This is a genomic window from Cyclobacterium sediminis (genome assembly GCF_054781075.1).
The window spans coordinates 117,342-133,416 of record NZ_BAAGVC010000004.1; the positions used below are offsets into that span (position 1 = coordinate 117,342).

The 16,075-nt window shown below is 36.8% G+C and carries 15 protein-coding genes; 7 read left to right on the top strand and 8 right to left on the bottom strand.

Features of this window, described 5'->3' with window-relative positions; all coding sequences use genetic code 11:
* Window positions 1–104: 104 nt before the first annotated feature.
* Window positions 105–1,298, bottom strand: a complete 1,194-nt coding sequence (locus ACYVHJ_RS07955) for a Gfo/Idh/MocA family protein (RefSeq protein ID WP_460513875.1) — start codon at window positions 1,296–1,298, stop codon at window positions 105–107.
* Window positions 1,299–1,530: 232 nt separating this feature from the next.
* Here ACYVHJ_RS07955 and ACYVHJ_RS07960 point away from each other — a divergent pair, with 232 nt between their 5' ends.
* Both ACYVHJ_RS07960 and lhgO read left to right on the top strand, forming a co-directional pair.
* Window positions 1,531–2,211 carry a hypothetical protein gene (locus ACYVHJ_RS07960; protein WP_460513877.1) on the top strand — a complete coding sequence of 227 codons (681 nt, stop codon included), beginning with the start codon at window positions 1,531–1,533 and terminating at the stop codon, window positions 2,209–2,211.
* Window positions 2,212–2,324: 113 nt separating this feature from the next.
* Window positions 2,325–3,524 carry an FAD dependent oxidoreductase family protein gene (lhgO, locus tag ACYVHJ_RS07965; RefSeq protein WP_460513879.1) on the top strand — a complete coding sequence of 400 codons (1,200 nt, stop codon included), beginning with the start codon at window positions 2,325–2,327 and terminating at the stop codon, window positions 3,522–3,524.
* A gap of 182 nt (window positions 3,525–3,706) precedes the next feature.
* Here lhgO and ACYVHJ_RS07970 read toward each other — a convergent pair whose 3' ends face one another.
* The 5 genes from ACYVHJ_RS07970 to ACYVHJ_RS07990 form a co-directional block, all read right to left on the bottom strand.
* Window positions 3,707–4,057: a hypothetical protein gene (locus tag ACYVHJ_RS07970; protein ID WP_460513881.1), complete on the bottom strand. Its 351-nt coding sequence runs from the start codon at window positions 4,055–4,057 to the stop codon at window positions 3,707–3,709.
* A gap of 150 nt (window positions 4,058–4,207) precedes the next feature.
* The gene (locus ACYVHJ_RS07975; RefSeq protein WP_460513883.1) at window positions 4,208–5,434 is read right to left on the bottom strand and encodes a BaiN/RdsA family NAD(P)/FAD-dependent oxidoreductase; all 1,227 of its coding nucleotides are present in this window, start codon (window positions 5,432–5,434) and stop codon (window positions 4,208–4,210) included.
* Window positions 5,435–5,454: 20 nt separating this feature from the next.
* Window positions 5,455–6,987, bottom strand: coding sequence for a P-loop NTPase family protein (locus ACYVHJ_RS07980; RefSeq protein ID WP_460513885.1), 1,533 nt, complete (start codon window positions 6,985–6,987; stop codon window positions 5,455–5,457).
* A 213-nt stretch (window positions 6,988–7,200) separates the two neighbouring features.
* The gene (locus ACYVHJ_RS07985; protein ID WP_339902323.1) at window positions 7,201–7,608 is read right to left on the bottom strand and encodes a DUF4332 domain-containing protein; all 408 of its coding nucleotides are present in this window, start codon (window positions 7,606–7,608) and stop codon (window positions 7,201–7,203) included.
* Window positions 7,609–7,640: 32 nt separating this feature from the next.
* Window positions 7,641–8,093: a DUF937 domain-containing protein gene (locus tag ACYVHJ_RS07990; RefSeq protein WP_339902324.1), complete on the bottom strand. Its 453-nt coding sequence runs from the start codon at window positions 8,091–8,093 to the stop codon at window positions 7,641–7,643.
* 811 nt (window positions 8,094–8,904) lie between these two features.
* On the opposite strand from ACYVHJ_RS07990, the gene ACYVHJ_RS07995 reads away from it, so the two are divergent.
* The gene (locus tag ACYVHJ_RS07995) at window positions 8,905–9,540 is read left to right on the top strand and encodes a molecular chaperone DnaJ (protein WP_460513888.1); all 636 of its coding nucleotides are present in this window, start codon (window positions 8,905–8,907) and stop codon (window positions 9,538–9,540) included.
* Window positions 9,541–10,543: 1,003 nt separating this feature from the next.
* Here the strand turns inward: ACYVHJ_RS07995 and ACYVHJ_RS08000 are convergent.
* Together ACYVHJ_RS08000 and ACYVHJ_RS08005 are read right to left on the bottom strand one after the other, a co-directional pair.
* A complete protein-coding gene (locus ACYVHJ_RS08000) occupies window positions 10,544–11,146 on the bottom strand; it encodes a tetratricopeptide repeat protein (RefSeq protein ID WP_460513890.1) in 603 nt (200 codons plus the stop codon).
* A 14-nt stretch (window positions 11,147–11,160) separates the two neighbouring features.
* Window positions 11,161–11,976 (bottom strand): 2,3,4,5-tetrahydropyridine-2,6-dicarboxylate N-succinyltransferase, encoded by an 816-nt coding sequence (locus ACYVHJ_RS08005; RefSeq protein WP_339902327.1) that lies wholly within the window; start codon window positions 11,974–11,976, stop codon window positions 11,161–11,163.
* A gap of 36 nt (window positions 11,977–12,012) precedes the next feature.
* Here ACYVHJ_RS08005 and ACYVHJ_RS08010 point away from each other — a divergent pair, with 36 nt between their 5' ends.
* The 4 genes from ACYVHJ_RS08010 to mnmE all read left to right on the top strand — a co-directional run bounded on the left by ACYVHJ_RS08010 (window position 12,013) and on the right by mnmE (window position 16,058).
* Window positions 12,013–13,140 carry a glycosyltransferase family protein gene (locus ACYVHJ_RS08010; RefSeq protein WP_460513892.1) on the top strand — a complete coding sequence of 376 codons (1,128 nt, stop codon included), beginning with the start codon at window positions 12,013–12,015 and terminating at the stop codon, window positions 13,138–13,140.
* Between the two features lie 251 nt (window positions 13,141–13,391).
* Window positions 13,392–14,063, top strand: coding sequence for a metal-dependent transcriptional regulator (locus ACYVHJ_RS08015; protein WP_460513894.1), 672 nt, complete (start codon window positions 13,392–13,394; stop codon window positions 14,061–14,063).
* Window positions 14,064–14,223: 160 nt separating this feature from the next.
* Window positions 14,224–14,676, top strand: coding sequence for a thioredoxin family protein (locus ACYVHJ_RS08020; protein ID WP_460513896.1), 453 nt, complete (start codon window positions 14,224–14,226; stop codon window positions 14,674–14,676).
* Window positions 14,676–16,058: a tRNA modification GTPase gene (gene mnmE, locus ACYVHJ_RS08025; RefSeq protein ID WP_460513898.1), complete on the top strand. Its 1,383-nt coding sequence runs from the start codon at window positions 14,676–14,678 to the stop codon at window positions 16,056–16,058. Before ACYVHJ_RS08020 ends, mnmE begins: the two co-directional genes overlap by 1 nt.
* Window positions 16,059–16,075 lie beyond the last annotated feature (17 nt).

The following is a 16,075-nucleotide window of genomic DNA, read 5'->3' on the forward strand; positions in this document are numbered from 1 at the left end:
GCGCAATAATAACCTAATTATTGCAAAAACTTAGTTCGGCGCATTGGATTTTTTATTAAAAAAGCAGGATATTATGACTTACAGCAAAATGAGGGTATAAATGGTTAATTTTTTAAGGTCCTTTGGATCAACTTACCGGTTTCTTTGTGTTTCAAGATCAGTTTTTCATCTCCATTGGGCAATATTTCCTTTTTAATTAAAAAGTGTTCTGCGTCGTGGCTTATATATGCCTTCTCCTCCTCATTTCCTTCATTTCCGCGCCAATCCTCTATGATTACCTGCTCCCAATTTTTGCTTTTAGCTGATAAGAAGGCAGCATCCAATATGGCATTGACAATGTATCCATCATAAAAAGTTTCTCCGGGTGCTCTACCTTTATCCAATGCATCAAACATATCTGTAAACATATGAGGATAACCCAGCTCGTGTGCTTCATCACCTACCGGGAATAGCCAACCGGAATCCGACTCCGCTTTCTCAGCAATGTAATTGTCACCTTTTCCGGTAGTAAAAAGATCGAACCCGGTCCGAAGAAAACTATTTAACCAGATGGTTCCTTCTGTTCCCATCACCTCATCTCTCAAGTCCATCCCACCCCTAAAGGTCCAACTTACTTCAAATTGACCTATGGCTCCATTCTCATATTTAACTAATCCGATGGCATGATCTTCGGCATCTATGGGGTGTACCTGTGTATCAGCCCAACACATGACTTCTACCGGACGAACATCCTTGCCAATAAAGTTTCTTCCGATCTCCACACAATGGCAACCCAAATCTATAATGGCACCTCCTCCTGATTGTTCTTTGTCCCAAAACCAATCACTGTGAGGGCCAGGATGTGCTTCTCTGGATTTGGTCCATAAAATTTTTCCCAAACTCCCATTATTAACGCTTTCTACCGACTTTAAAAATTTTGGTGTATAACACAGGTCTTCTAAATAACCGGCAAAAATCCCGGCTTTTTCAACAGCCTCAAGCATTTTCTTTGCCTCCTTGGCCGTTCGCCCCAAAGGCTTGGTACACAATACTGCTTTACCGGCTTTTACACAGGCCATCACTGCCTCTTCGTGCAAATGATTGGGCAATGAAATGATAACGACCTCTACAGATTCATTCATAATTACCTCATCCATTGAGGTACTGTAACTTTCCAGTTCATAATCTGCTGCAAATCTTTTTGCATTGTCCTCATTTCTGGAATAAACAGTAATTATCCGATCAACTCTTCTTTGGGCATGAAGGGTATCTGCATAAAAACGAGCGATAAACCCGGAACCAAGCATGGCAATATTCATAAATCTATATTTTGGATTAAATTATTAATTGGAATAGACAGTAAAGGCAAACCGTGGGATACAACCTTACCCCTGACAAAATAAAAATTAATGTAACAAAATCAGTTTACAAAATAAACCCATAAGGTCATCTTTATTCTTATTTTTGGATGGTAAATCGATTTCTATGGTACATCAATTGTGGATAAATCGGTTTGAATTCAACCAATATTTCCTACGCAAAAGCCAATTGATGATAATAAATGATATAGAAAAATTCTTAGCCTGGGTTTCGGAAAAGGGGATAGACTTATCCTATGATACCGAAAGGCATAAAATTAGACTTTATGAGAAGCAGACAATTATAGGAGATGTTTGGCTGCCTTTTTCTCTTGCTTTCGATCCAGTGAAGAATGGGATATATAAAGTTGAAAAGAATTGGATCATTTTTTTAATCCGTGCCGGAACAGCGGCTCTGGGCTATTTTGAGGAAGGTGTAAATACCGAACATAAGGTTTTTAGGGCCTATATGGTTAGAAAAAAGCAGGGAAAAAGTCAAATAAAATACTTAAAAACCAAAGGCAAATCTCGAGCAGGATCAAGAGTAAGACTCGGAGCATCAGAGAAATTCTTTGCTGATATCAATGAAAAAGTTTCTGAGTACCTAGACAAATATCCTGTAGATTATATTGCTTATTCCTGTTCTAAAACCTTATGGCCTTTTCTTTTTTCCGCAGAAGGCAGCTTAAAAAAAGATGACCCCAGGTTATTTAAGGTGCCTATGCACATACAAGAACCGGGCTATGAAATACTATTGAAAGTCAATGAATTACTGCAGACTATCAACTTAATACCTGAGGAAAATTTTAATAGTTATTTCTCAGATTATAAAGAGAAAGAAACACAAACCCCTGAGGAAGAGGACGATTGGTGAAATCATTAACAATTTACAAGGCTATTGGGGCTTGAGGTATCCAAGTAAAATAAGAAGAGGAGAAATAATTTATCAATCTACTGTGTATATTTGTTGCAATAGAAAAAAGAAATATGCTTTACGATATTACAATCATTGGAGGTGGAATTGTTGGGTTAGCCACCGGTTTAAAGATAAAAACACAAAGACCGGAATTGAAGGTAACAGTTCTAGAAAAGGAGTCGGAAGTGGCCTGTCATCAAACGGGCAACAATAGTGGTGTTATCCATTCCGGATTGTATTACAAACCCGGAAGCATGAAGGCTAAAAATTGTATTAACGGTTATCATCAATTGGTTCAATTTTGTGAGGAAAATGAAATTCCATTTGAAATTACCGGTAAGGTAGTGGTAGCAACAAAGAAAGAACAATTACCTCAACTCAATTTTTTAATGGAAAGGGGATTGCAGAATGGCTTGGAAGGAGTCCGCGCCATATCTATTGAGGAACTGAAGGAGTTTGAACCCTATTGTCAGGGAGTGGGTGCCTTGCACGTTCCTCAGACAGGAATCGTAGATTATAAGCGGGTGACCATGGCCTATGAGAAGAAGTTTATTGCCTTAGGAGGGGAAGTATTGTTCAATCATAAGGTTCAGGATATTAGAGACTTAAACAAATCCATTACTATCAATACTTCAGCAGGAGAAATCGAGACAAAAATTGTAATTAATTGTGCCGGCTTATATGTGGATAAGGTTGCCGCAATGCTTGAAAAAGACCCTTTACCTATCAGAATCATTCCTTTCAGAGGAGAATATTTCAAAATTAAAAAAGAGAGGGAATACCTGGTAAAAAACTTGATTTATCCTGTACCGGATCCTAATTTTCCATTCTTAGGTGTTCATTTTACAAGAATGAAAAAGGGAGGAGTAGAAGCAGGTCCCAATGCGGTTTTAGCATTTAGAAAAGAGGGATACAAGAAAACCGATTTTAATTTAAGTGAATTTTTAGAGGCAGTGACTTGGCCGGGCTTACAAAAAGTAGCCGGAAAATATTGGAGGACAGGCTTGGGTGAATACAAGCGCTCATTTATTAAATCTGAATTTACAAAGGCTTTACAAGAATTGATTCCAGACATTACCTCTGCAGACTTGGTATCCGGTGGAGCCGGAGTAAGGGCGCAAGCATGTGACAAAGAAGGGGGATTGTTGGATGATTTTGCAATCCAAGAAACGGCCAAAGCAGTACATGTGATCAATGCCCCTTCACCAGCCGCTACCAGTGCTTTGTCTATAGCCGATAAAATCAGCGAGCTGGCTTTACAAAAGGTTTAAGGAGATGGATATGCATTTTCCATTGCCTTTTAAATAACCGTATAAGATATTAATTTGAAAAATTTATTTTTTCAGTGCTAAACATGGCTTTTATTTAAGAGATAAACCCCTTTAACGATTTACCAGTCAAATTATCTTTATTCAATAGGATAACTTTTTAGCAAAAAAGATAATTTCCTCGATTATTCTCGATAATCTCTAACATCGATTAGCAATGCCTTAGTGGCTGATTTAAATTCCTCTTTATGTTCATCCAGACAGGAATTAAAATTACCTTCTTCCATCAATTTTTTTCCTTCAGACAATAATTGAGATAAACGTTGAAGTCCAAAAAGTCCTAATGTTGGTTTAATTTTATGCCGTGCCATCTTGATGCTTTCAGCATCCTTGTCTTCAATACCTTTCAGGTAAGTTGTTTCAAGTTCTTCAACAGCAATCTCAATGGCATCCAGCAATTGGTTTCGGAAGTCTAAATCATCCTCAACCATATCTTCAATTTTTTTATAATCAATATTGGTGTAATTTTTTTCCATAGTTGTCAATTGGTTGAAAACTAAAATTGCATAGTCGTAAATTAATCAAACGACTGAATTAAAAAAACGAATAAGCCAAGATATTTCAAGGTTTTAGAAAAATTTTGAAATAAATTAAATGCTACAGAAGTATACTACTACAATCTAGTCCTATTGTATTACAATGCCACTAGACCTACTACCTGCTAAAAAACCTGTACTCCAGGCAGCTTGAAAATTATATCCTCCTGTGATTCCATCAACATTTATTACCTCCCCTGCAAAGAATAATCCTTTTACCAATTTACTCTCCATTGTGTTGGCATCTATTTCATTTAAAGACACCCCACCTGCTGTTACAAACTCTTCCTTAAAGGTAGTTTTTCCTGAGACTTTTAAAGAAAATCTCAGTAAATTTTCTATCAATTTATTGATTTTTTTCTTGTTCATATCTCCCCATTTAATATCAGAATTGATTTCGGCTTTATCAACCAAAAACTCCCATAACCTACCCGGCAAAGCAAATAGTGGGTTTTTATACACTATTTTTAATGGGTGGTCACATTTAAAGCCCAACAAGTCAGCCCTTAAACCCTCTTCTGTAAATTCTTCTCGCCATTTTACAAGTGCTACGGCCTTATATTCCTTGTCGTGAAGCCACTCTGCTCCAAAAGCAGAAAGCTTCAATACCGCGGGACCACTGATACCCCAATGAGTAATTAATATAGGGCCGGAGTATTGCAATTGGCTTCCTTCAAATCGAATGTGTCCATTGGGAACACTTAACCCTTTGAGTTGGATAATTTTTGAGCTTGGAGCATTGAAAGTAAATAGTGAAGGAATAGGAGGATGAATGGTATGCCCCAGTTGCTCTATCAAAGTATACCCTTCTTTTTTAGGCTTTCCTCCCGTACAAATCACCAATTTATCCACATATATATCCTCTTTTCCGGAATTCAATATAAACTTCCCATCAAGCCTCCTCACCTCTTGTATTCCAGTTTTATATAAAACTTTAACTCCATTGATTTCCGCTGCTTTTTTTAGTGCTTCTATTATACTGGATGAGCTGTTACTTACAGGAAAAACTCTTCCATCTTCCTCGGTTTTTAAAGGAACTCCTCTGCTTTCAAACCATTTAAATGTATCCTTGGAATTGAATGTTTTAAAAACTTTTTTCATGAAATTTTTACCCCTAGGATATCCTTTCAGAAACTCAGAAGGTGAACCGGTCCCATTGGTGACATTACATCTTCCACCCCCGGATACCAAAACCTTTGACAATACTTTATTGGTTTTTTCAAATATTAAAACTTCTGCACCATTTTTGGCAGCTTCAATAGCTGCAAAAAACCCTGAGGCTCCTCCTCCAATTATTCCAACCTTTAGTTTCTCCAATTTTCTAAATCTGCTTACAATTATCGCTTCTTATTGGTCAATGATCCCATGATTCCTCGGGTTAACTCTCTAAAGAAAGTCCTTCCCAACTGTCTTACCATGGTATTTTTACTCAAGGCTTCAAAAAAGCTTTCTTTTTCCTTAGCAGATGCTTTCCTTTTGCTCCTCGATGGGGCCTCTTTCTCCTGATTTTCAGGAGCTGCATTGTTCAGCTTTTCCTCAAGGATTTCAAAGGCACTCTCCCTATTAATGGGTTCATTGTATTTATTGACCAGTTTTGAAGCTTTAACTTGTTGGTCAATCTCCTCCGGACTTAAAATACCCATCCTAGAGACAGGTGCCCTTAGCAAGGTATGCACCAAGGGGGTTGGAATACCTTTTTCATTCAATACAGTTATCAATGCCTCTCCAATTCCCATAGAGGTTAACACCTCAGAGGTTTTATAAAATGGCGAAATAGGATAGTTTTCAGCTGTTTTATTGATGGCTTTTCGATCTTTTGCGGTAAATGCCCTTAAAGCATGTTGCACTTTAAGTCCCAGTTGTCCCAAAATCTCATCCGGAACGTCTGTCGGTGTTTGGGTACAGAAAAAGATCCCTACCCCTTTTGAGCGAATCAGTTTGACTATGGCCTCAATTTTCTCAAGCAAATCCTTACTGGCATTGGAAAAAACCAAATGGGCCTCATCAATAAAAAGACAAAGTTTTGGGGCTTCTTGGTCTCCTTGTTCGGGAAAGGTCTCGTAAATCTCCGAAAGCAAACTCAACATAAATGTAGAAAACAATTTAGGTCGGTTTTGGATATCTGTTAATCGAATAATGGATACCACTCCACGACCGGATTCTTGTCTTACAAAATCTTCCACCTCAAAAGAACGCTCTCCATAAAAGTTTTCAGCCCCTTGTTGCTCAAGCTCTATGATCTTTCTAAGAATAGTATTGACAGAATTGGAAGAAACAGCCCCAAACTCCTTGGTAATTTCCGCCTTGCCTTCATTGATGGCATATTTTAATATGGATCTAAGGTCCATCAAATCAAGCAAGGGAAGATGCTTCATGTCACAATACCTGAATATCAAAGACAGGATGCCAGATTGGGTATTATTTAGATCGAGAATTTGGGACATCAAAACTGGCCCAAATTCCGATACAGTAGCTTTCAACTTGACCCCTTTTTCATTACTAATAGACATCAATTCCACGGGTAAGCCAGTGGCTTCGTAAGGCACCCCTATACTGGCACACCTTTTTTCTATATGTTCATTGTTAGTTCCGGGGCAGGCCAAACCGGTCAAGTCACCTTTTAAATCCATCAAAACTGAAGGTATGCCTTTCAAAGAAAGTTGTTCGGCAATAACTTGAAGAGTTTTGGTTTTACCAGTACCAGTAGCTCCGGCAATTAAACCATGCCTGTTTAATGTCTTTAATGGGATTTTTACCTGAGCACCATTAAGGGCTTGCTGATCAAGCATTCCTGTGCCAATAATGAAAGCATCTTTTTTAAAGGTATAGCCAAGGTTTATATGTTCCTTAAATTTGTCTATTTGTTCCATCAATTTGTCATTAATATAAAAAAACCTTAATGCAATAAATAGAATTGCATTAAGGTCTCATGCTAAAGAAATAGGTGCAAATTGGTTTTACAGCAGCATCTCCAATTTTTAGGTTTATCATTATCAACCACCAAATACAAATGAATTGTTTATTCAGAGGCTAATTTAACTTCAAAACCGAACTACTCTTTAAAAATAAATAATTTTATTGAATTAATGGGTCACTACGGGATCCAAATTTTTAGCTTGTTCTATGAAATCTGTCACCCTAGAAAGTGCCGGAACTGCATTGGTCAAGTTTTTGGCTTCGTTGGTAGACACAAGTGCTTGATGTAAATTTTCTGCATTTCTGTTTCTCAGTTCCTTTACAGTATCAACACCTGCTGCCTTTAACAATTCAGCAAATTGACTGGCAATCCCCTTAATTCTAAATAAATCAGCCATATTGACCCAGTTTAGAATGATTTTTTCATCAATTCCACTTGCAGCGGCAATTTCTTTACGACCACTTTTTGAAGCACCTTTTTCAAGAAGATTCTCCACAGTAACAATTCCGGCAGCAGAAAGTTTTTCTTTGTTAACCGGACCTATACCCTCAATTTTAGTAATAGAATGTGACATAATTATATAATTAAGTTTATTGAATAAAAGTATTATTTAAATAAGCCTCCCAGACCTCCTTTAAGTAAATCTGAAGCTTTATCTGCTATGGCTTTGCCGGAAGATTCACCTAACATTTTAACCAAATCAGTTTTATCTAAATCTCCGCTTTTAGTACCGGATATTGCTGAAATTATCTTAGGTAATACAAAAGAAGCAATTGACATGGCCATTTCAGGGGAAACGCCCAATTTAGAAGCATAACTACCAGTTAAATTTCCTAGTATACTTTTAAACATAGGGTTTTGTGTCAATCCACTACCCTGGTTTAGCATACCCAAAATACCATCCAGATTACCTCCGGCTGCTTCTTTGGAAATACTTTCAAGCAAACTACTTTTGGTGGTGCTAACTGCCTCAGAAGCTTTACTTTGATCAAGTCCGAATTTTTGAGTCAATCCAGAGATTAGTTCAGGTGACAGATTTTCTAACAGTGAAGAAATCATATGTATATGGTTTAATAGAATTTAATAATTGCTCCTGTAATTTATAAGTTTATTTTGTACTTTAAAAATATTCTTATTTTTTGTCAAAAATCATTAGGTGATTATCAAGTAAAATTTTCATTTTCTTTAAATAAATCAAATTCATTTCAAATTTCTCAACACACAATAACCGTTCCATTTTATAATAAAAGAGGATAGGTTACCATCTAAAAATCATTGAAATAAAGGATTTTATACCAATTAGGAAAAAATTCTTAAATCATTTCCGCCTATAATAAACGCTTAATCAATTCCTATTCGGTTCCAAATAAAATCTTAATTTAATCCTATAAATACTTATATTTTATGGATAGAATTAACTATTTTAGTCTACTAAGAACAAAAGTATTCGCAAAATATTACTATTAATTCCCTCAAAAATGTTCAATTTCTATTACTCGATGAGAAAAAAATTATTCCCATTACATTTGCCCATTCTAACACAATAAAGCCTTAAAATAATGAGAATGCCCAATCTTTAAGCTTTAAAAAAAACCAAAATAGTCCATAAATTGTGGATTAAATTGGATAAAAATCTTTAATACCTAAATCAAATAAGGAGGTTTGCTACTCTAATAATTTCAATTAAAGGCTAAAAAGGATAAATTTCCGACATAATCCTTATTGGTTAAAAAACATTAAAGTTTAATTCTATAATTGAATTTCACCTCAAAGGTATTTACTTTGCCTTCCTGAAGAACCTATAAAAATGAAAAAACACCCTTTCCTGATAATTTTATTTCTATTAATTACTATAGGACTTACTCAACCTATGAGTATTTACGCACAAAGCCCCAGTTTGGGAACTACATCAGCAATGATGAGCCAAGCAAATACAGCCATGGAGAATGGTGATTATACCAAAGCCAATACTATTTTTAGAGAAATCATAGAAAGCAACCAGCCCATACCAGCTGAAATGCCTTACCTATTTGCCAAAACATTGTATGCATTGGGCCAATACCATAACAGTCAAAGCTTCGTCAACAAATATTTGGATTTGAATGGCTTTAAAGGAAGTTATTACAAACAAGCCAAAGCACTTCAAAACCAATTGGTAAACCCCTTGGCAGAAATTGTTTCGTGTCAATACTGTGATGTACGTGGTTATAGATATGGAACCTGTGAGACCTGCCATGGAGAAGGAAAATCAGAACAAGCTTGCTCTCTTTGTAAAGGTAGAGGAGTTATTGGTTGTAGCAGGTGTGCAGGAGACGGGTTGGTTACAAGGAAAAATGTATTCAATATCCTAGAGTATTTTGAATGCGAACGATGCTCAGGAAAAGGAAGATTAACCTGTACTGCTTGCAATGGCAGTTTGGTGGAAGTTGATACCTGCCCGGTTTGCGAAGGTACCGGCCATATCCTTACAGAAGAACTTTGCGACCATACTGCACCTGAAAAATAATACATCCTATTTCAGTCATTTTAATAAACTTCAATTTAAAAACAACTTAAATACTTGTTCTTAAATAACTGGTATACAATAATTTAATTTATATTGGTTAAAGTTTAATTCACTTGACTTGTATTTAAACTAAAACGAACCAATCAGTACTCAATCGAAATAATTTTCCCATTAATTTTCAATCATAGCGGTTAGATTTACATTAAGAATTAGGATGAAAATGCCAACTAAAAAGAGAATATTCAAGTAATTTTACCACTTCAAGTGAAAGCCAAATACTTATTTCACCGGGAACATTTCCATCAAAAGAGGAAGCATGATTCTCTAAAATTTATTTAATAAGCTTTTAACAATTTAAACTATCCGGTATACCATAAATTTTAATTTTCTTAGCCGGAGAATAGCATTATTATAAATTACAAACCACCTATTATTGCTCACGATACCTGGAAACCTAAAGCCATTTAGAGCTTTAGACTAATCAAATCATAAACTATTAGCTGAAGAGAATAACGGGCTTTTAGCTCCACGATCATTTTCAATGAATTTCATTGAATCAAGTTAAGACAATGACCAACAGGCTTTAACTATAAATTGAGTAAAGGTCAATTCAATTGAATAGTATTCAATGGCTATTAACCCACGCTTACTTTTTCTATTTAACAATTACAATGGGAAGCAAAGTTGAAACTGACACTAATCCTGTCGACATAAACAATTAATAAGTAGGTACATAGACTTATATTAAATCATATTCAATTTCATTAAACAAAGGTTAGCTATAGTTTTTCCAAAGCAATTGAGACAAAACCATTTTCATTTCCATTTCGATAAGTATTAAAAAAAATTGTGGAAACAAGATGAGTTAATCAATTGATTTTCAATATTAAAACAAAGTTCAATTCAATTAAATTACATTCAAAAAATATAAGATAAAATATTTCATGCATAAAAAAAGGCCTGAATAATCAGGCCTCTTGAAGTTGTCAATCCTACAAAAGATTTATCGACAATACTTATTAACAGATTCCTTTGCAGGTTCATAGTTATTGGTAACTGCAGATTTAAAATCCTTACAAGCATTAGCTGTCTGATCGGTGGCCACATAAAGCAAACCTCGATAGTAATAAGCTTGCCCATTTTTAGGACTCATCTTAATTGCAGTATTGTATTCCCTTATGGCTTCCTTAACATTACCCAATTTGTGCATGGACCTGGCTTTTAAGAAATAGGCCATGGAAGGAGCTCCGGATACAGATACTGCATGATCTGCGTACATCAAAGCCAGTTCCGGTTTGTCATTGTTATGGTACAAATTGGAAAGACTGAGCAAAATTTGTGTATTTTTTGGCTCTTGTTTCAATGCACGCTTGAAACTGTCTTCGGCTTTTTTGAAATCATCGAGCTCTTCATGGGCCCTACCTTTGTTGTACAATACCTGCACATTGTTGGGTTTGGTCTCCAAATAGCTGGTATAAGCTGCTATGGCTTCCTGGTATTGTCCATCATTATAAAAGGCATCGCCTTTATTGGAAGCGCTATTACCACAGGCCACCAAAAGACCGGTCAATAAAATAATGCTTAATAGGTTTTTAATCGAAATCATAAATTAAAATAAAATTATACGGCTACACTGTTGTCTCTGAGTGCATCATTGAGAGAAGTTTTTAAATCAGTAGAAGCCTTTCTTTTGCCAATGATAAGGGCACAAGGAACTTGGAACTCACCGGCATTAAACTTTTTATTTAATGTTCCGGGTATAACCACCGATCTTTCAGGAACATATCCTTTGTGTTCCACAGGCTCATCACCCGTTACATCAATGATCTTAGAACTGGCGGTTAGGGTTACTCCTGCACCAATTACGGCTTCTTTACCGATTCTTACTCCTTCTACAATAATGGCTCTGGACCCAATAAAGGCACCATCTTCAATGATGACAGGTGCAGCTTGAATAGGTTCCAAAACTCCTCCAATACCAACTCCACCGCTTAGGTGAACGTTTTTGCCTATCTGGGCACAAGAACCGACAGTAGCCCAGGTATCTACCATGGTTCCACCGTCGACATAAGCACCGATATTCACGTATGAAGGCATCATCACCACTCCGCTAGCAAGAAACGCGCCATATCTGGCAACCGCATGAGGAACGACTCTAATTCCTTGTTTGGCATAATTGGTTTTTAGGGCCATTTTATCATGAAATTCAAAAGGTCCAACCTCTATCGTTCTCATTTTTTGGATAGGGAAATAAAGAATTACAGCCTTTTTCACCCAGTCGTTTACCTTCCAAGAACCGTCTGACGTAGGTTCTGCTACCCTAACTTTACCATTGTCCAAGTCTGCAATCACCGTTTTGATGGCTATTTGAACATCTTTTTCTTTCAATAGATCCCTGTTGTCCCAGGCTTTTTCGATAATATGCTGTAATTCCATAAATTTAATATTAGCTTAGTTTGATTTTTCAATTTTATGCCTCAAAAACCCTCTATCATAATTGCTTCTGTCCTTAAACCGGTAGATGATTCCAGGATGTTATACAAGCTCGGATTTTCAATTCGTGAAACAAATAAATACGACCTTAACATCATAGGGTTTTCCTCAAAAAAAACGCCAAAGGTTGAAAATATTCGATTGATAGAAATTTTTTCCGGCCCCAGAACAAACCTTTCTAGGCTTTTAGTTCCTTTTAAATTCCTTCGACAGCTTATTAAAATAAAGCCCACAGTGGTTATTGTCACCACTTATGAATTGCTACCAATGGCCTGGTTAGTCAAGCGCTTACTATCTTTTAAACTCATCTATGATGTACAGGAAAACTATGTAAAAAACATTGCCTACAACCTGACCATGCCCGCTTATCTTCAGGTTTTAGCCAAATGGCTTGTTGGCTTTTCAGAAAGACTTGGCAGAAGGGCCATTGACCATCATATTCTTGCTGAAAAATGTTATGTTTCAGAGATGCCCGGTATCAAGAGTTATACGGTCATAGAAAACAAAGCGGCTATTTCAGGGCCATTTACACCTTCATTTCGGCTTTTGAATCCAATCAATCCTCATTTTATTATTAGTGGGACCATCACCCCTGTATATGGTGTTATTTCAGCCATTGAATGGTTTTTGAAGCTTAATGAAGCGCTACCAGAGGCCAAACTAAGCATTATAGGTCATTGTCCCCTAAATAACTTCTATAAGCAACTGACAAGGGATTATGGAGCATCAAAGGGGATACACCTAGAACTCTCTGATCAACCCCTATCTGTAACGCATATTAGGAGTAAGGTAATGGAAGCTGATATTTTGATGTTGCCCTATCAGCTACTGCCCAGTATCAAGGATAAAATCCCCACAAAACTCTATGAAGGAATTGCCCTCCAAAAGGTAATTCTTATGAGTCAAAACCCATTGTGGAAAAGCATTGTGGATAAGTATCCGGCCGGAATCTGCATCGATTTTAGGGCCATTAAAGAAGTGAATGCAGTGTGGAAAAGTCTGTTACAGCTTGATTATTACCGCTTACAACCCGAAGAAGACATCTTTTGGGAGGCTGAAAAAAGAAAATTCCAACAGTTACTGTTAAATATTACTTTACCTAACTAAGGGAAAAAGGCCCAAATTGTACTTTTCCAAGCTCCACATTAAAGACTGACTATCTTCTGATTTAAAAAATTTAATGGTATTAACCACTGTAAATCAATATCTTACATTATTTTTAGACATGACTAAATTATTTTACATAGATGTCTAAAATTGAGAAAAAGATAAGAACACAGTTATCCACAGCTGATTTAGATTAAAATTAAATATTTTTTTAGACAAGTCTAAAACTTATATTTGTGAAAAATTAAGTCATGAAAAGTTTAAGTGCTGCAGAAGAGAATTATTTAAGGACCATTTATAAGCTAGTCACAGATGGACTAGAAAAAGTTTCTACAAATGAGATTGCGGCTGCTGTCAATACCAAGGCCGCATCTGTAAGTGACATGCTTAAAAAACTGGCAGAAAAGGAACTGATTGACTACAGGAAATATTATGGAGTAAGCCTTACAGAGGAAGGTAGAAAGACTGCCCTATTTATCATCAGAAGGTATCGACTCTGGGAGGTATTTTTGGTGGACAAATTAAAATTCAATTGGGATGAAGTGAATGCCATCGCAGAAGAATTGGAACATGTAAAGGCTCCCCTACTCGTCCGTCGCTTGGATGAATATTTGGGTTTTCCCAAATTTGACCCGCATGGAGATCCTATTCCGGATGAATTTGGGGAACTCAGTGACAAACCCAGAATCACGCTTCAAGAAGTTCCTGTGGGGCAAAGTGGAAAGATAGTTTCTGTTAGTGATACAAGTGCAAACTTTTTAAAGTACCTGGATAAGGTGGGCATATATATAGGTGCCAAGGTACTGGTGCTTGAAAAAATAGAATATGATAGTTCCCAAGAATTATTTATTGACAACCAAAAAAAGGTTTTTGTTTCCAAAGAAGTGGCCACCAACATTCAGGTAATGCTCCACCCAAATTGATAAAGGGAACCGTTTGGACCGATAATGGGTTTCATAAAACCTTAGCATAAAGATTGCACGTTTAATTACAATACCTTTGACTAATTGGATTTGCAAAGGCTATGACCAAAATAATCTGAAAACCGAATTTGAAAGGGTAATAGAAAACAATTCAAAAACCATGAAAAAAGTAGTTGGACTTATTGTGATGCTGGTTTTTATTCATCAATTTTCTTTCGCTCAAAAAGAGTCGATCAACTGGCATAGTTTTGAAGAAGTGATAGAAAAAACGGCAGCCAACCCTAAGATGATCCTTATAGATGTTTATACCGACTGGTGTGGTTGGTGTAAAAAAATGGATAGAAATACTTTTACTGATCCAAAGGTAATTGAGTATGTCAATAATAATTTTTACGCTGTCAAGCTAAATGCCGAAAACAGAAAGAATAAGTTTAAATTTAGAGATAAAGAGTATTCTGAACAATCGATGGCTCGAAATATGAGGGTAAGGTCTTTTCCGAATTTTGTAATTATGGATGCATCCATGGAAAACATCACCCAACTTCCCGGATACAGAGAACCGGATAATTTTATCAGCTCATTAAAATCATTACTTGAAAATTTCGAATATTAATGGCTTTAAATTTTAGTCAAAAAGATGATACCATTGTCGCCTTAGCTACACCTCAGGGAGTAGGGGCCATAGCAGTTATTCGGCTTTCCGGAAAACATGCCATTTCCTTGGCCAACCAAGTCTTTTATGGAAAAGACCTGGAGCAACAAGAAAGTCACACCATTCACTTTGGAACGATTCGAGATGAAAAGCGAGTGATTGATGAGGTGCTAGTCTCCTTATTTGTTGCGCCAAAATCTTTTACAAAAGAAAATGTGGTAGAAATCTCTACTCACGGCTCTTCTTATATTATCAACCAAGTAATAAAATTACTTGTTCGGAAGGGGGCCCGCCCTGCCCTACCCGGTGAATTTACGCAAAGGGCATTTTTAAATGGGCAGTTTGACCTGGCCCAGGCAGAAGCTGTGGCCGACCTTATTCATAGCGATTCCGAAGCTTCCCATCAGGCAGCCATGAACCAAATGAGAGGTGGCTTTTCAGGAGAAATCGCCGGACTTCGCAATCAGTTGATCCATTTTGCTTCCATGATTGAGCTGGAACTGGACTTTACAGAGGAAGATGTAGAATTTGCCAGTCGAGATGACTTACGTGTTTTAGTAGAAAAGTTACTCCGCGTGGTGGAGCAGTTGATCAGCAGCTTTGACTTGGGAAATGTGATAAAAAATGGAGTACCAACTGTGATTGCAGGAAAACCAAATGCCGGTAAGTCCACCCTACTCAATGCATTACTCAAGGAAGAAAAAGCCATTGTTTCGGATATTGCAGGAACCACCCGTGATTTTATCGAAGACGAAATCAATATAGGTGGTGTAATTTTTAGGTTTACCGATACGGCCGGAATTAGAGAAACCTCTGATGTGCTTGAAGCCATGGGCGTTAGTCGAACGCATGAGAAAATGAAGGCCGCATCACTGATCCTCTATCTATTTGATTTGGGAGATACGGACATGGTAGAAATCAGCAAAGACATTAACAAATTAGAAAATCTAGGGATACCTTTCCTTAAAGTAGCCAATAAAGTAGACAAGTCCAATCCATTATTTATCAATGAATTAAAGAAGGCTTACCCGGACACTATTTTCATTTCTGCAGGAAAAAAAGAAAACTTGGAAAGCTTAACGAGCCGGATACTGGAACTGGTAAATCTAGACAAGTTCAGGACGGGAAACACCATTGTCACCAATATTCGCCACTACGATTCATTGACTAGAACCCGCCAATCCCTACTGGATGTTTTGACAGGACTTGACGAAGAAGTAACCAATGATTTCTTGGCCATGGACATCCGTCGTTCTTTACATTTCCTTGGTGAGATCACCGGAGAAATCACCACAGACGATTTACTTGCGAATATTTTTAGCAAGTTTTGTATTGGGAAGTAAGTTTACTCCTTTTATAC

Coding starts and splice junctions, on each gene's coding strand:
- ACYVHJ_RS07955 (WP_460513875.1), bottom strand. CDS start 1,298: ATGAATATTGCCATGCTTGGTTCCGGGTTTATCGCTCGTTTTTATGCA.
- ACYVHJ_RS07960 (WP_460513877.1), top strand. CDS start 1,531: ATGATAATAAATGATATAGAAAAATTCTTAGCCTGGGTTTCGGAAAAG.
- lhgO (WP_460513879.1), top strand. CDS start 2,325: ATGCTTTACGATATTACAATCATTGGAGGTGGAATTGTTGGGTTAGCC.
- ACYVHJ_RS07970 (WP_460513881.1), bottom strand. CDS start 4,057: ATGGAAAAAAATTACACCAATATTGATTATAAAAAAATTGAAGATATG.
- ACYVHJ_RS07980 (WP_460513885.1), bottom strand. CDS start 6,987: ATGGAACAAATAGACAAATTTAAGGAACATATAAACCTTGGCTATACC.
- ACYVHJ_RS07985 (WP_339902323.1), bottom strand. CDS start 7,608: ATGTCACATTCTATTACTAAAATTGAGGGTATAGGTCCGGTTAACAAA.
- ACYVHJ_RS07990 (WP_339902324.1), bottom strand. CDS start 8,093: ATGATTTCTTCACTGTTAGAAAATCTGTCACCTGAACTAATCTCTGGA.
- ACYVHJ_RS07995 (WP_460513888.1), top strand. CDS start 8,905: ATGAGTATTTACGCACAAAGCCCCAGTTTGGGAACTACATCAGCAATG.
- ACYVHJ_RS08000 (WP_460513890.1), bottom strand. CDS start 11,146: ATGATTTCGATTAAAAACCTATTAAGCATTATTTTATTGACCGGTCTT.
- ACYVHJ_RS08005 (WP_339902327.1), bottom strand. CDS start 11,976: ATGGAATTACAGCATATTATCGAAAAAGCCTGGGACAACAGGGATCTA.
- ACYVHJ_RS08010 (WP_460513892.1), top strand. CDS start 12,013: ATGCCTCAAAAACCCTCTATCATAATTGCTTCTGTCCTTAAACCGGTA.
- ACYVHJ_RS08015 (WP_460513894.1), top strand. CDS start 13,392: ATGAAAAGTTTAAGTGCTGCAGAAGAGAATTATTTAAGGACCATTTAT.
- ACYVHJ_RS08020 (WP_460513896.1), top strand. CDS start 14,224: ATGAAAAAAGTAGTTGGACTTATTGTGATGCTGGTTTTTATTCATCAA.
- mnmE (WP_460513898.1), top strand. CDS start 14,676: ATGGCTTTAAATTTTAGTCAAAAAGATGATACCATTGTCGCCTTAGCT.